The 13928-nt window shown below is 44.9% G+C and carries 15 protein-coding genes; 7 read left to right on the top strand and 8 right to left on the bottom strand.

What is annotated here, in order from left to right; translation table 11 throughout:
- Positions 1-16 precede the first annotated feature (16 nt).
- Together OLMES_RS09645 and OLMES_RS09640 are read left to right on the top strand one after the other, a co-directional pair.
- Positions 17-259: a hypothetical protein gene (locus OLMES_RS09645; RefSeq protein WP_087461070.1), complete on the top strand. Its 243-nt coding sequence runs from the start codon at positions 17-19 to the stop codon at positions 257-259.
- 56 nt (positions 260-315) lie between these two features.
- Positions 316-711 (top strand): hypothetical protein, encoded by a 396-nt coding sequence (locus OLMES_RS09640; RefSeq protein ID WP_087461069.1) that lies wholly within the window; start codon positions 316-318, stop codon positions 709-711.
- Positions 712-802: 91 nt separating this feature from the next.
- On the opposite strand, the gene OLMES_RS28820 is transcribed toward OLMES_RS09640, so the two are convergent.
- Complete coding sequence (locus OLMES_RS28820) at positions 803-1303, bottom strand: cold-shock protein (protein ID WP_087461068.1); 501 nt, start codon at positions 1301-1303, stop codon at positions 803-805.
- A 523-nt stretch (positions 1304-1826) separates the two neighbouring features.
- On the opposite strand from OLMES_RS28820, the gene OLMES_RS09630 reads away from it, so the two are divergent.
- On the top strand, positions 1827-2072 hold the full coding sequence (locus OLMES_RS09630; protein ID WP_157678237.1) for a SlyX family protein: 246 nt from the start codon (positions 1827-1829) through the stop codon (positions 2070-2072).
- A 16-nt stretch (positions 2073-2088) separates the two neighbouring features.
- Here the strand turns inward: OLMES_RS09630 and OLMES_RS09625 are convergent, their stop codons facing one another.
- From OLMES_RS09625 to rfbD, 4 genes are all read right to left on the bottom strand, one after another.
- Positions 2089-3498, bottom strand: coding sequence for a mannose-1-phosphate guanylyltransferase/mannose-6-phosphate isomerase (locus OLMES_RS09625; protein ID WP_087461066.1), 1410 nt, complete (start codon positions 3496-3498; stop codon positions 2089-2091).
- A gap of 82 nt (positions 3499-3580) precedes the next feature.
- The gene (locus tag OLMES_RS09620; protein ID WP_087464418.1) at positions 3581-5599 is read right to left on the bottom strand and encodes a nucleoside-diphosphate sugar epimerase/dehydratase; all 2019 of its coding nucleotides are present in this window, start codon (positions 5597-5599) and stop codon (positions 3581-3583) included.
- 206 nt (positions 5600-5805) lie between these two features.
- Positions 5806-6831, bottom strand: coding sequence for an MraY family glycosyltransferase (locus OLMES_RS09615; RefSeq protein WP_087461065.1), 1026 nt, complete (start codon positions 6829-6831; stop codon positions 5806-5808).
- Positions 6828-7718 (bottom strand): dTDP-4-dehydrorhamnose reductase, encoded by an 891-nt coding sequence (gene rfbD, locus OLMES_RS09610; protein ID WP_087461064.1) that lies wholly within the window; start codon positions 7716-7718, stop codon positions 6828-6830. The genes OLMES_RS09615 and rfbD overlap by 4 nt, the downstream gene beginning before the upstream one ends.
- A 414-nt stretch (positions 7719-8132) precedes the next feature.
- Here rfbD and OLMES_RS09605 point away from each other — a divergent pair, with 414 nt between their 5' ends.
- The 4 genes from OLMES_RS09605 (at position 8133) to OLMES_RS09590 (ending at position 11267) form a co-directional block, all read left to right on the top strand.
- Positions 8133-8453 carry a ComEA family DNA-binding protein gene (locus OLMES_RS09605; RefSeq protein ID WP_232465307.1) on the top strand — a complete coding sequence of 107 codons (321 nt, stop codon included), beginning with the start codon at positions 8133-8135 and terminating at the stop codon, positions 8451-8453.
- Between the two features lie 242 nt (positions 8454-8695).
- Positions 8696-9421: a hypothetical protein gene (locus OLMES_RS09600; protein ID WP_087461063.1), complete on the top strand. Its 726-nt coding sequence runs from the start codon at positions 8696-8698 to the stop codon at positions 9419-9421.
- Positions 9422-9552: 131 nt separating this feature from the next.
- Positions 9553-10041 carry a pilin gene (locus OLMES_RS09595; RefSeq protein WP_198343286.1) on the top strand — a complete coding sequence of 163 codons (489 nt, stop codon included), beginning with the start codon at positions 9553-9555 and terminating at the stop codon, positions 10039-10041.
- A gap of 32 nt (positions 10042-10073) precedes the next feature.
- Positions 10074-11267 (top strand): glycosyltransferase family 4 protein, encoded by a 1194-nt coding sequence (locus OLMES_RS09590; RefSeq protein ID WP_087461061.1) that lies wholly within the window; start codon positions 10074-10076, stop codon positions 11265-11267.
- On the opposite strand, the gene OLMES_RS09585 is transcribed toward OLMES_RS09590, so the two are convergent.
- From OLMES_RS09585 to OLMES_RS09575, 3 genes are read right to left on the bottom strand one after another with little or no spacing between them, the layout of a single operon-like run.
- On the bottom strand, positions 11243-11668 hold the full coding sequence (locus OLMES_RS09585) for a GtrA family protein (RefSeq protein WP_087461060.1): 426 nt from the start codon (positions 11666-11668) through the stop codon (positions 11243-11245). The two genes, OLMES_RS09590 and OLMES_RS09585, sit on opposite strands and share 25 nt — an antisense overlap.
- Entirely contained in the window at positions 11665-12945 is a 1281-nt protein-coding gene (locus OLMES_RS09580; protein ID WP_087461059.1) for an NAD(P)/FAD-dependent oxidoreductase, read from the bottom strand. The genes OLMES_RS09585 and OLMES_RS09580 overlap by 4 nt, the downstream gene beginning before the upstream one ends.
- Before the next feature lie 7 nt (positions 12946-12952).
- On the bottom strand, positions 12953-13888 hold the full coding sequence (locus OLMES_RS09575) for an NAD-dependent epimerase/dehydratase family protein (protein WP_198343285.1): 936 nt from the start codon (positions 13886-13888) through the stop codon (positions 12953-12955).
- Positions 13889-13928: the final 40 nt, after the last annotated feature.

Genomic DNA, 13928 nt, shown 5'->3' with positions numbered 1-13928 from the left:
ATCCAGCTTGAAAACGATGGCACGAGAATCAACTACCCAGGAAAACCGCAAACATTTCAAGCGCTTTATTATCGGCGCTCTAGTTATGGTGGGTGGGCTCATCAGCATTCTGCTACTTAATATTTATAGCCTGCCCTCTCTGAAACAAGAGTGGCTTGCATTCGCTGCACTTGCTATCTCAGCCTTGGGCGGCATGTTAGCTTTAATTGGTTACCTTGGACTACTGAAATCCAGGATAAAGCACTTCCTTGAAAACTAGATCACCATCAGTGCACCGAAAAATAGTGAATTGACAATACATGGGGGGATTGAATCATGCAGGACAGTCAAACTGAACGACAACCGGATATTGAGATATATATCAAAGATACTTCACTAAACGCCATTCAAAATTGGCTCGGTTCGGTATTTCATTGCATAGATGTACTCAAGTCTGGAAAACAAAGCCTGGAATTGAGCTGTAACTACCAAGACACAAAATTTCCAGTAACAATCCTCGAAGCTGCCGCAGGCAAGAAATATACTTCGGTCTGGTTTAAATCAAATGCTACGCCGTGGCAGGATGACCTTGAATGTGCCCGTGCAGCCTATCAGGCGCTTGAGTCTGAAGTCAGGTGCTCCAATGGCGGATGGCAAGAGGGAGACGATGTAGAAACGACGTGGTGGTGCGTCAACGAAAATGGTGTCGAATTAAAAATCTGGAACGCTTGAGATATAACCTGGGATCTGGGACTCAAGACCACGATATGGCACGACCTCAAGTCCCAGCAACGCTAAAAAACCAGCGTGTAATACAGAAAACCTAACCTTTAGCCACCGAGACATTATCAGCCTGCAAACCTTTCTCTCCCTGGCTGACAGAGAAGCGCACTCGCTGCCCCTGTCGAAGACTCCGATGCCCTCTTCCACGAATAGAACGAAAATGCACAAAAATTTCCTCGCCACTATCTCGCGTGATGAAACCAAAGCCTTTGCTGACATTGAACCATTTCACGGTACCCGACTCTCTATCTCCATCTTCCTCATCCGGGAAATCCGTAAAGTCATCCGCAGGAACTGCACTCAAATTTAATGCAATAAACGCAACCCCTCCGAACAAACATACCGCGATCAAATACGCAATAATGCCATCAGCACTACCCAAAAGGGCAACCAAGCCGGCGATACCCTGTTGATTCTCTGACAAAGAAGGATTCAGCCAAAATGCGTTTGTTAGAATTGTAATGAGCCCACCCAACACCAATGGCGAAGGTATCGCCAGAAGCAATGATGTTAATATTCGCTTAGTGAACTTGCTGTCCATCCAAATGTTACCTCATGATTTACTCTAAATTAATTCAGTAATAGATACACCAAACGAAACTTCTGGATAGCAAGCACAAAATGGATAGCAAGCACAAAAGTTTCGCTCGATGACACCGAAATAATTACCCAAATAGCCTATCGCAAAATCATTCACTGGAAGGGGAAAGATGAAAGTGATACCAGACACTGACCGTCCCGAATACTTGGCCTAAACTTGAACCACAGATTCAAATCAAACAATCGGAAAGACCCGGAAGACCATGACAGAAAAGGTGATACTACTGAAAATCACCACCTGCACCCCAATAAAAATATTTTGTTATAAGGCTTACCCAGATATCATAGCAAATTAATAACGGCTTTGCTTCCGGGGCGCGTAGAGATGGCAGTTAAAAACACAATCTAATAAGACATATCGAGCAATCAAATCACGAGTGACGCGATATTCGTTGGAAACAGCATGCCCTTGAAAAGCAATTCATCCATGAAAAAACAAATCATCCATGAGAGTAAATACACCCATGAATGACAAAACGTCAAAAAACGAACACAACTCCACCGGCACCAATCTGGAAACCCGATTGGTGGCACTTGAGGAGCGCGTAGCGTTTCAGGAAGATTATATCGATGCACTCAACCAGACTGTGAGCATTCAGGATACGGAGATCAAAAAACTGTGGTCTGCAAATCGAATACTAAAGCAGCAACTCGATCGACTCCAACAAGACGACGGGAGCAGCGATAACACCCCCCCACCTCATTACTAGCGCTTAACCAGAGCGCTCAACTTCTGCCATAATGATCATCAAAGCGGACGATATCATCCTCTCCGAGATATGATCCGGTTTGGACTTCAATAATTTCCAGCGGAATCACACCCGGGTTCGCCAGACGGTGAACCACCCCCAGAGGGATATAGGTTGACTGGTCTTCCGTCAGCAATATTTCTTCATCACCCCGAACAACCACTGCGGTTCCCCGAACCACAACCCAATGCTCAGCGCGATGATGGTGCTTTTGCAATGACAGCTTTTGGCCCGGATTCACCGTGATACGCTTGACCTGAAAACGCTCACTGGCGGAAATTCCTTCATAGGTCCCCCAGGGGCGATGAACTTTCTTGTGAAACTGATGCTCCTTGCGATCCTGCTGCTTAACTTTCTCGACCAGGCGTTTCACATCCTGAACCCGTGACTTATCCGAAACCAGCACAACATCATCCGTTTCAACGATAACATGGTCATCCAAGCCAATTGCTGCAACCAGACGGGACTCAGAATGAATAAAACTATTATTCACGTCTTCAATGATCACATCACCCCGACACACATTACCATGGGCATCCTGGTCATGAATTTCCCACAATGCCGACCAAGAGCCCACATCACTCCAGCCCGCATCCAATGGCACAACAACCGCCTGCTCGGTTTTCTCCATCACGGCATAATCAATAGAGTCTTCTGGTGATTGCGCAAAGCTATCCGAATCAATTCGGGTAAAATCAAGATCCAGCTTACTGTTTTCCAGGGCACGACAGGTTGCATCAACCATGTCAGGTGAAAACCTTTCTAGCTCCTTGAGATAGACATCTGCCCGAAACATAAACATGCCACTGTTCCAGTAATAGTTGCCATTTTTGAGGTAACGTTCTGCTGTCTCCTGATCAGGTTTTTCGACAAATTCCTCGACTGCTGACCAAGCAGAATCGGAAGCTTTGGAACGAATATAGCCATAGCCTGTGTGGGGACAATCAGGGACAACACCAAACGTTACCAGCTTGCCCTGTTCTGCAGCCAGCTTACCTGTCTTTACCGCCTCCGCAAACACCGAAGCCTGTTTAATAACATGATCTGCAGGCAACACCAGCATCACCGCTTCAGGGTTCTCCTTAACGATTGCGTGGGCAGCCAATGCAATCGCCGGCGCCGTGTTCTTGGCCATGGGTTCCAACAAAATGGACGCGTTTTGAAGTTTATCCTGTTGCTGCAATACACCCGCAACCATAAAACGGTGGTCCTCATTGCAAACCACCATCAATTTTTCGATTTGATCAATGGCTTCCAGCCGAACTATGGTATTACCCAACAAAGAGTTATCATCAACCAGATTCAGGAATTGCTTGGGGTGAGCCTGACGAGAAAGAGGCCACAGGCGAGTCCCCGAGCCACCTGACAGAATAATGGGAAATATCAATTTTTACTCCTGAAACTTACAAATTGAATATGAATATCAAGTCAAAAGTGTAGAACAAGTCAAAGGTGCATGATCCACGAACCTAGGAAAACCCTTCTTTCTTACGGGTCTTCAATATACTTATATTATCGGCAGCAGCTTCCAAACGAAGCGTGGATTGCCATACCAAATCTTCGATATCGGTGTTGGGCATAAAGTCAGTTGGCGCCTGCACTAACAGATCCCTGACCCGGTCACAATCAAAAATATGGCAAGCACGATCCAACTCGTCGAGCAAAGCAGCCGTATCCGGCCAAGCCAACGATTTTTCTTGTGCTTTCATGATTCGCGGATGCTGCGTACCTCTCGCATTTTCGCCAATCAGCAGTTCCTCATAAAGTTTTTCCCCGGGGCGCAAGCCGGTATAGGCAATTTCAATGTCTCCATCCGGATGCTGATCATCACGCACTTCAGACCCCATCAAGTGGATCATTTTCTTGGCTAGATCAGCTATTTTGACCGGCTCGCCCATATCCAGAACAAAAACATCCCCCCCTTCACCCATGGCGCCCGCCTGAAGCACCAATTGGGCTGCCTCAGGGATTGTCATAAAGTAGCGAGTAATATCTTTATGGGTAACCGTAACCGGTCCACCCGCCTTGATTTGCTCTCGAAATAACGGAACTACGGATCCAGAAGACCCCAACACATTGCCAAAGCGAACCATACAGAAGCGCGTGCCGGTTTGGCGTTTTGCCAACGCCTGGAGGACTAATTCCGCCATCCGCTTGCTTGCACCCATTACATTCGTCGGACGCACCGCTTTATCGGTTGAAACCAACACGAAAGTCTCGACCTTTGCACGAATCGCCGCTTCCGCGCTATACCAGGTGCCAAATATATTATTGCGTACGCCTTCCACAATATTATGTTCAACCATCGGCACATGTTTATAGGCCGCAGCATGATAGAGCGTCTGTACGCCAAACGTCTGCATAATCACCTCGAGACGATGCTCCTTTTGCACCGACCCGAGCACGGCTTTCAATTCAACTGACAAGGCGTTTTTGGTGACGTACGTCTCTAGTTCTTGGTGCAGAGCATACAATGCGTATTCCGAGATTTCGAACAACACCAAGCCTTTGGGGTTGTGATTCAGGATCTGACGGCACAATTCAGAACCGATCGATCCTCCCGCGCCAGTGACCATAACCACTTTATCGGTTATGCAAGAACCTGAGAGTGCTGAGTCCGGTTCAACCTCATCTCGTCCCAAAAGGTCTTCGACCTCGACATCCCGGACTTCTGCGATCGTCGCCTTACCACTTAAAATGTCCGACATGGAGGGAATCGTTTGCACCATAACAGGAAGACCCTCCAAAAAACGGAGAATAACACTTCGCTGAGCTCTAGATGTTTCGCCAAGTGCTAAAAGTATGCGATTAGCACCATAACGATCAATCGTCTTGGATAAAAAAGGCGGCGGGTAAACTCTGAGACCATTCAAAATACTACCCTGACGGATCGGGCTATCATCAATAAACGCGACGGGCTGAAATTGATTTCCTTGATACAGCACCGAGCTAAGCTGTAATCCTGAGCTGCCCGCGCCATAGATAATGACACGCTCCTTGGCCTTCATCATCTGGTGTTGGAAAATAGAGCGAATAACCATGCGCGACCCACCAACAAACAAAAGGGCCAGACACCAGTAAATCAATGTCACCGAGCGGGGGATATTGGTCTGCCCGACGAAACTGCTTGCCGCTAGAACAAGCGCAGAAATACTCACTCCAGTGAGTACTGCAATCAAAGCGTGGTTACTCATGTACCGGATAACGGCACGATATAGCCCCAGTCTGATAAAGATAAGAACACTGGCCGATACAGTGAAGAGAAGCACCAAAATGACTTTCAACTGCAATCCGTCACTCAGTCCCAGCATGGTTCTGAGTACTTGCAATTCCGGCTCTATACCGGGTACTGCGACAAAAGGATTATAGAATTGGTCGAGCCTCAGGGACATTGCCGCCCAGAACGCCAAAGGTAAAAAGACCAGGTCTGCACACACAGAAACAATGCGCTTTTGGCGACGAGGTAACTTGAAGAGAAGATTTATCATAATTTCCAACCGCCCGGAGCAACTTTGCCCCAAGCTTGCTAATCCTTAATGCCTGATGAGTCTACTCAACAAGATGTATCAAACTATTACTTTAAGAAAATATCACTCTAAAAAACTATCGCTTTATAAAACTTCCAATTTAAGCAACTACATTAGGATCAAAATACAGATGTACAGGAAAAGAGAACAGGTTCCAATGAGCGTGTTCACGCCTGCGGCTTTCCGGCTCCAGTTTTAACGACTATTATAACCAAAGGTGTCCAAGCTACCAGTAGAAATAGAAAAGAGTAATTCGGTATCATCAATGCCAACCACGCAAAAGGCAGCAACCAAAACAGATTCACCACCAAATAGGCTACGACAACCTTGCCATGACTCCCCCAGTGTTCAGATAGAATTTGATATGCGTGGGAGCGATGCGCATGATAAAACCTTTGCCCTGATAACAGTCGGGCAAGAAGCGTGACAGTGGCATCGACAATAAACGTCCCCATGATCAGTATCAATGGCACGAGCAACTCCGCATCGCTTGATACCACCAACAATGTAAACCCGGCTAGAACAAATCCCAGGTAAGCACTACCTATATCTCCCATAAATATCTTTGCAGGTGCCCAGTTAAACCATAAAAAACCGAACATGACCATTCCGGCCAGCACCGCTGCGACGGTGAATGAGTCAGAAACAGCATTAGAGAAACCGGTAAACGCAGCAATAGACCAGAATACATAGATGGCCTGAGATGCGGCCATGCCATCAATACCATCCATAAAATTGTAAAGATTCACACTCCAGAGGAGATACAAAAACCAACCTCCAAACAGCACGCTTTCCGAATCGACAGTAAACCCTCCCAGAGTTAACATTGGCAAAGCGTCTACCTGCGCTAAAAACACAGAAATGATCAGGATCTGAATTAAAAAACGCGTGCCGGCACTGAGTTCCTTGTGGTCATCAAACCACCCCATCATTGCCAGGACTCCGGAGCAAAGCAACAACGCAGTCCAGGCAAGAGGGGCCTCTGAACTCACCAGAGCAAAACAAAACCACAAAAAGCTTAACACAAAAACAAAGCTCATCCCGCCGCTGGAAGGCGTCGGAATTGAGTGAGAGCTACGCTGATTTGGTACATCCAACAGCTTTTTACTCAAAGCAATACGAATTCGCCAATGGGTAAGCACAAATACTGACATCAAACCAAATAGGCCCAGCAACACAACCAAGCTGTTCATTCGCCCTCCAGACTGTGAATAATCCCGGGCAACAAACGGCCTAACGCCGTTTGCCAGTCACAAGCTGAAACTTCTTGCTCACCACTACCCAATCTCGAATTTAAAGGCCGCTTTGCGGGCGTTGGATACTCAGAAGTCGGTATGGAATGAACCTGTGGGACCACACTCAGTAGTTCAAGCTCCTGAGCCTTGGCGAAAATAAACTCTGCAAATTGGGCCCAGGAAACAAACGGCTCTGAAGGTAAATGATAAGTGCCCCACGCCAACCCCCGTTCACCGGACCGGCTATTGGCCAAACTGCCTAACACAGCCCGAACAATACATGGAGTCGCGGTTGGACCACCATATTGGTCACTCACCACATTCAGTTCACTTCGTGTTTTGGCAAGTCTTAACATTGTTTTTACGAAGTTTGGACCGTATTGACCAAACACCCAGCTTATTCTGAAAATCAAATACTGATTACACACCTTTCGAATCGCGTCTTCGCCCGCCAGCTTACTTTCGCCATAGCAATTAATCGGGTTGGGCGTATCATCTTCATACCAGACGCCTTCTTTCTGCCCATCAAATACATAATCCGTAGAGAAATGAACAAGCGGTATGCTCCTTTCTGCGCAGCATTTTGCAAGATTCAGAACACCGTCATGATTTACAGCAAAACAAACCTCACGATTCTCCTCTGCTGCATCGACGGCGGTGTAAGCCGCACAATTAATAACCACATCCGGATCATATCGATTAAGGCACTGCTGAACTTCTTGCAAATCACAGATATCACACTCGGCTCGACCCACGCCATCAATTTGAAAGCCTGAATTCTGATGCCTCATAAACTCAGCGCCCAATTGTCCATTCGCCCCAATCACAAGAATACGCATCATCATCCTTTTCCCATTTTATCCCGGTCTCGCCATTTCAATTTGTAATACTATCGCCAGATTTGTCTTGAGAAGACAGGGCGCTATTGTGTCATGTTTCGACAAGAATCAAAAATTATCATACACACATACATGACAGAAAATGCCTACTTCGTGTGCGATATATCCCACAAAAGAAATGGAGAATGACGCCTATTATCTCGTCATTTTTTCAATATAATGGTCACCAACATGGAAGTTAAAGCCAGTAGGGATCTACACGGAAGTCATGATTCTAAAGGATTAGAAAGCCTCTCCAAGGATGGGCTCACAGGATGTTGAGCCCCCCTACTCTTTCCTCCAGAAATTTCCTCGTAAGTTATTCACCTATCCAGAGTGCATCACGGATTGCGCGATAGGAACCGTTAAAGGATTAATGAAATGATTTCAATAAGAAAATACCTCACCGTGTGTTTTACTGTATTATTGCTTGGTTTGAATATGGCAGGCTTGCCCCAGGCCCTTGCAGCCAGTGAAACAGCAGAAACCACAACACAAGCCAGCACCCGAATCAATATCAATACCGCCGATGCACAAACCCTTGCCAGCACTTTAAAAGGCGTTGGTATCAAAAAGGCACAGGCAATCATCGAGTACCGAAAAACGTACGGGCCTTTTGCTCATATTGAAGAACTGGCTGATGTGAAAGGAATTGGGAAGGCGACAGTGAGTAAGAATGCGCATTTGATTGCGGTGAGGTAAGCAGCTCTTGTGCGGCCGGTAAAGAATTAACCTGCGAAAGATTCCCAGCCGCACAAACATACAAAAAAACAGAATATAAATATGGTGCCAAAATCGGCAATCTGACTTTTTGTCGGCATTTTTCACCTAGCAATCAAGCATTCAGTTGCTTTTCGAGCAGCAACGATTTGACAGATTTCCAATCAACATCTTACATTTAAAAAATATTTCAGTTACTTAGATGCATGGAAATCACGAACCCGATGAATGTTTTTAAGCAAAAAATAATCGCACTCGGCATTCACTTCACCATCAGTCTCTCGATCATCGTTCTCGCTGCTCTAGTCGTTCAAACCTTTTGGTATCCAGGGGTACTATTTGAAATCGATGGAGGAATTCAAGGGCTTACCATTGTATTTTGGGTTGATGTGGTACTTGGACCCATACTCACCTTTTGCGTGTATAAAAAAAATAAAAAAGGCTTAACATTTGATTTAGCGCTTATCGCTTTATTGCAGCTAAGCTGTCTGTCCTGGGGGCTATGGCAAACTTACACACAACGACCTTTACTACTGGTTCTCACTGATGATTCGTTCCGGACTCTCAACGAAAGTTCGTTTGACTTTCATTCGATACCATTAAATATTTTAGACTCGCTTCCCGGTACCACTCCTAAACTCGTTTGGGCGAAACCGGAACAATCCGGGGACGCCCCAACCTCTTATGAGAAACTTCAAAAGTATTTTCAGGAGGGTCCACTTTATGTGCAGTACAAACAGTATGTTCCAATGCATGAAGCCTTGGAATACCTCAAAATAAGCGGGTTTAGCAGTCCAGAGTCACTGCAAAGAAATAGTCGTGACACGAAAACAGAAAGCAATGAGAATTCATCAAGTACACCCATCAGATTTTTCAGTGTCGAGGGCAAGTATGACAAAGCGATCATTGAAATAGATACCGATAACAGCGCGGTATCTTGGTCAAATTAGAAGGACAGAGGCTGTCGTGAAGTGACCAATTCCGTCACTATAGTCGTTGAGAACTTGGCCGAAAGCAGCACCAGTGCGCCCGGCATCAATTTTGCTGCATGTGGCTTAATGACAAAAGAGAACTCACTGAGATGAAACATAAGCGCATAGCAGGTTTTACTTTGATAGAACTGATGATTGTGGTCGCGATACTGGGAGTCCTTTCGAGTATCGCAATCGTTGGCTATTCGAACTATGTAATCAGAGCCCAAGTATCTGAAAGTATTTCCATTTCAAATTCAATTAAGCTCAAAATTGCAGAACATTACCAGCACAATGGGTCAATGCCACAGAATAACGCAGCTTTAGACCTACTTGCGGCGAACACGTTTACAGGAGCATACACGACTTCTGTTGAAATTAATCAAGGCGCAGTTCACATTACTTTGGGTAATAATGTTCACCCAAAACTAAAAAACAAAATCCTGAGTATCCGACCCGCTGTGGGCACTTCACCAAACACAGCAAGCATGTTATGGATATGCGGGAATTCTCCCGTTCCCTCAGGGCTCACTGCAAGCGGCTCTAATTTAACCACCATTAGCTCAGAGTATCTTCCTACAATATGTAGAGATTATTGATTCCTCAAACTCCAACGGATCCCGCATCAATCATGGGCAAAAAAGTACTTGTTCTTGCTTCAACCTTCCCAACATCAGCAAGCGATACTCAACCTTCGTTTGTTAAATATCTTTGCCGAGAACTCGCAAAAGAAAATGAAGTAACCGTATTACTTCCTCATTCTCCCGATGCTAAAACGGTCGAGCACCTCGATGGCATGCAAATCGAACGATTTCACTATTTCTATCCCAAACTGGAAACATTGACTTACGGGAGCGGAATTCTTAGCAATCTCAAAGAACGGCCTCTCAAGTACCTATTGGTGCCCTTCTTTCTGCTATTTCAACTCTTCGCAGTAGTGAAGCTAATGAGCCGTGAACGATGGGATATCATTCATGCCCACTGGATAATTCCCCAAGGCCTCATTGCTGTTATAGCTCGTTTTATTACCGCATCTTCCACCCGTATTCTAATCACTTCCCACGGTGCGGACCTTTTTGCGCTCAATGGAAAAGTGCTAAACCACCTTAAACGATGGATCATCAAAAAAGCAGATTACATTACTGTGGTCAGTTCAGCAATGAAACAACACTGTATTGAAACATTGAAAATAGAGAGCAGACACATATCCGTAATGTCGATGGGTGTAGATCTCGACAACACCTTCACGCCTCCAACCACGCCATCTCGAACAAATAAAAATATTATTTTTGTGGGCCGCTTGGTTGAGAAAAAAGGAGTCCGGTACCTACTGGAAGCTTTTGAAATCGTTCTGGAAAAGGAACCCGATTGCCACTTAACCATCGTCGGGAAAGGTATGCTCGAAGGAGAACTTAAATCCTATACCCATAAACGGGGAATTCGAAATGTAAACTTTACGGGTGCCGTGATCAATTCAGAAGTTCCGAACTATCTTCGCCAACACCAAATCGCTGTAGTACCTTCAATTGTGGCATCCGACGGAGACCAGGAAGGCTTGGGTCTCGTTTTGGTCGAAGCAATTGGATGTGGTTGCACTGTAGTAGCAAGTGACTTGCCAGCAATCCGGGATGTGGTGACAGATGAAGAAACAGGACTGCTTGTCCCACCTCAGAATAGCATCGCTCTAGCCAATGCAATACTACACTTACTTAAATCACCGGTATTGAATGAATCCCTTACAGAGCAAGCGCTACTGCATGCAAAAGAAAACTTTAACTGGAAACGAGTGGGTCAGAAATATCACGCATTGCTTTCATCATTATGAGCAGGTTTAAAAGTGAAGTACTTGTGCCCTAGATAACTACTGAAAACCGGAACCATAATGCCAATAGCGTGTGAAATCTCCTTTTTAAAAGCATTAACATTTAACCAGTCCAGCACAAAAAAATACAGGAGCATGCTGACTAACCAAGTCTGCAGTACTGCTAGCATGTTCACTAACGTAAAGAAAAATAATTCTCGTACAGTAGCGTTACCACTGGGTGAAAACACAAACCACCGAGACAGTAGATAGGCTGTCACCATACCGGAGAGGTAGGCCAAAATAATTGCCAGGCTAAAACCAACAAATTGATTATAAATCACCCGGCTCACAAAATTTACGCCGGCAGCAAAACCGCCAACGACAATGAAGCGAGCAAACTCACTCGACAAGACAACTGTCATACCATATCCGCAATCTTCTTTGCGAGCCCCACACTTTCAGATATCCCCCTGTCTTCAGGGTAATAATAAGACGTATCTGCCGCAAACAACCCTTCTACAGGCAATGAAATTGAAGGCAATTGCGCGAGAAACTCCGGGCCACAAACCGGCTGGGCAAAACGATATCTCGAAACATGTATTGAAATCACATCGTCATCCAGAATTTCAGGGTTTATCGACTTTATATATCGGCGAGCTTTTTCCTTAAAACACTCGTCGGAGTCGTTGAATTTCGGGTTATCCTCAGGCATGTAATAAGGAACATAAACAATATGGCAATCGAGGGCATTTAAATTTGTATACTCAACCATCCCGGGGATGTCCATCGTTTCATCATTTATATTTAACCAGAAATTGTCTGTCATTTTATTCTTTAACTTTACAATGACACAAACAACAGGAATATTGACTAAACGCTCAAATTTATCCAACAATTTTTGCGGGAGAAATGGCATTAACCGAGGAATAAATACCGCAGGAATAGTGCTTACAACGTTGTTATAGTCCTGCTTCTGACCATTTACCCTGATCCCTTCAACTTTCCCTTCACTGACCATAACCTGTTCCACTGGACACCCCAAATGAACTCGCCCTCCCAAGTCCTCAATAGAGTTAACCAAAGAATTAATCAATGTGTCAGATCCACCCTCCAGGTATCCAAGTGACTCGGTCATCATACTTTTTCGTGAATTTCCGACGCGTCGAATCCTCGACCAAATCCAAGCTGCGGATAAAGAAGAGGAGTATTGATAAAATTTCAATTCAAAAAGCTTTTTCCAAAGCACGTTATAAGCATCACGACCAACCCATGTAATAATCCAGGAAAGCGCGTCTTTTTTATCCAAATCCAACCATTTCCGACGTTTTGTTGCCAAGTACGCCATTAAACCATATCTCAATTTAGCAATGAGTCCCAATTTAGGAAATCGCAATAACGCCAACGGATTCCCCCATTCGTACAGATGGCCATCATAGAAAAAACCCATTTTTGTCTCTTGCCATTTGAGTTTGTGAATGATCTTCAATTCTTTAAGTAACTCAAATAGAGCGAGGTCTTCTTTGCAGATAAAATGGTAATAACGTTCAATCTGTAAACCATCAAAGTCGAATGTAGCGCTCATGCCCCCAGCGACTTTATCGGCTTCAAAGAGATCAACTTGATGCCCTGCCTTGAGTAGGTGGTACGCTACAGCAAGCCCCATCGGGCCCGCGCCGACAACAGCTATTTTTTTTTGCATAACAACCTCAAAATTTCAGTTCAATATCACTATAAGGCAAATGATTGAATGTATCCTCAATCGCCTGCTCGAAGGAAGTAGGCTTCACGTTGAATATCTTAGGCCATGGCATCACTTCAAATTCATCACCTGCGACTAGAGCTTCAAGCTGTTGCACTGTAAAAGGGGGATCAGAATCAAACCAAGACCAGAACATCAATAGTCTGTGGAAGAACGCATACGGTATTCGGACAATAACCGTTTTGGCGCGTACTGATTTTTTAATCAACTTGATGATATCGATATAATCAATCTTTTCAAATCCACTTATATTGAAGCATTTGTTCATTGGCCGAAGTTCTATACAGGCAATAATGACATCACAAAAATCTAAAACATAAAGTGGCTGACGCATATACCTGCCACTGCCTGGAATTGGGAAAACGGGAACACGCTTCATAAATCTGGCTAACCAGCCAAAATGTTTTCGATCAAACCATCCAAACATTAGGGTTGGGCGCAAGACAGTACACGCAACTTTTGATGCACGAACAAGTCGTTCTTGCTCTCTTTTGGTGTTTGTGTAGTTGTCATCGGCGACAGATTCCACAACAGAAGAACTAATGTGAATTATGTATGGCGGATTATCAGAATCAATAGACTCTAATATTAAATTAGTCGCTTGGATGTTATTACGAAAAAATGGATCGGAGTCCTTGGCGCCTATTTGGGCCTGCAACATGACAAGGACATCCACACCATGTAATAGGTTCTGCCAAATTCCTTTCTCAGCAAGATCTGCCTCGATTGCGACAATGTCAGGATGAAGCTCTCTTAGAACCTCCAAATTCTCGGCATGCTTATCAATGACAATTATGTCGTTATATCCCCGGGCCTTGAGTCTAACGATAAGATTCTGCCCAACCAAGCCCGCTCCCCCAGGTAACGCAATTTTCAAACTCACACAATCACCTTCTATTGTTTAACTGAAAAACCCTGTTTAC

Source organism: Oleiphilus messinensis, assembly GCF_002162375.1.
In the GTDB taxonomy this organism is placed as follows: domain Bacteria; phylum Pseudomonadota; class Gammaproteobacteria; order Pseudomonadales; family Oleiphilaceae; genus Oleiphilus; species Oleiphilus messinensis.
The sequence above is the reverse complement of the archived record's forward strand: the minus strand, read 5'-3'. Positions and strand labels throughout refer to the sequence as shown.

Bases quoted from the DNA above. Each gene is read 5' to 3' on its own strand.
- OLMES_RS09580 (WP_087461059.1), bottom strand. From the start codon at position 12,945: ATGCAAAAAAAAATAGCTGTTGTCGGCGCGGGCCCGATGGGGCTTGCT.
- OLMES_RS09585 (WP_087461060.1), bottom strand. From the start codon at position 11,668: ATGACAGTTGTCTTGTCGAGTGAGTTTGCTCGCTTCATTGTCGTTGGC.
- OLMES_RS09640 (WP_087461069.1), top strand. From the start codon at position 316: ATGCAGGACAGTCAAACTGAACGACAACCGGATATTGAGATATATATC.
- OLMES_RS09600 (WP_087461063.1), top strand. From the start codon at position 8,696: ATGAATGTTTTTAAGCAAAAAATAATCGCACTCGGCATTCACTTCACC.
- OLMES_RS09605 (WP_232465307.1), top strand. From the start codon at position 8,133: ATGATTTCAATAAGAAAATACCTCACCGTGTGTTTTACTGTATTATTG.
- OLMES_RS09615 (WP_087461065.1), bottom strand. From the start codon at position 6,831: ATGAACAGCTTGGTTGTGTTGCTGGGCCTATTTGGTTTGATGTCAGTA.
- rfbD (WP_087461064.1), bottom strand. From the start codon at position 7,718: ATGATGATGCGTATTCTTGTGATTGGGGCGAATGGACAATTGGGCGCT.
- OLMES_RS09590 (WP_087461061.1), top strand. From the start codon at position 10,074: ATGGGCAAAAAAGTACTTGTTCTTGCTTCAACCTTCCCAACATCAGCA.
- OLMES_RS09595 (WP_198343286.1), top strand. From the start codon at position 9,553: ATGAAACATAAGCGCATAGCAGGTTTTACTTTGATAGAACTGATGATT.
- OLMES_RS09645 (WP_087461070.1), top strand. From the start codon at position 17: ATGGCACGAGAATCAACTACCCAGGAAAACCGCAAACATTTCAAGCGC.
- OLMES_RS09620 (WP_087464418.1), bottom strand. From the start codon at position 5,599: ATGATAAATCTTCTCTTCAAGTTACCTCGTCGCCAAAAGCGCATTGTT.
- OLMES_RS28820 (WP_087461068.1), bottom strand. From the start codon at position 1,303: ATGGACAGCAAGTTCACTAAGCGAATATTAACATCATTGCTTCTGGCG.
- OLMES_RS09630 (WP_157678237.1), top strand. From the start codon at position 1,827: ATGAATGACAAAACGTCAAAAAACGAACACAACTCCACCGGCACCAAT.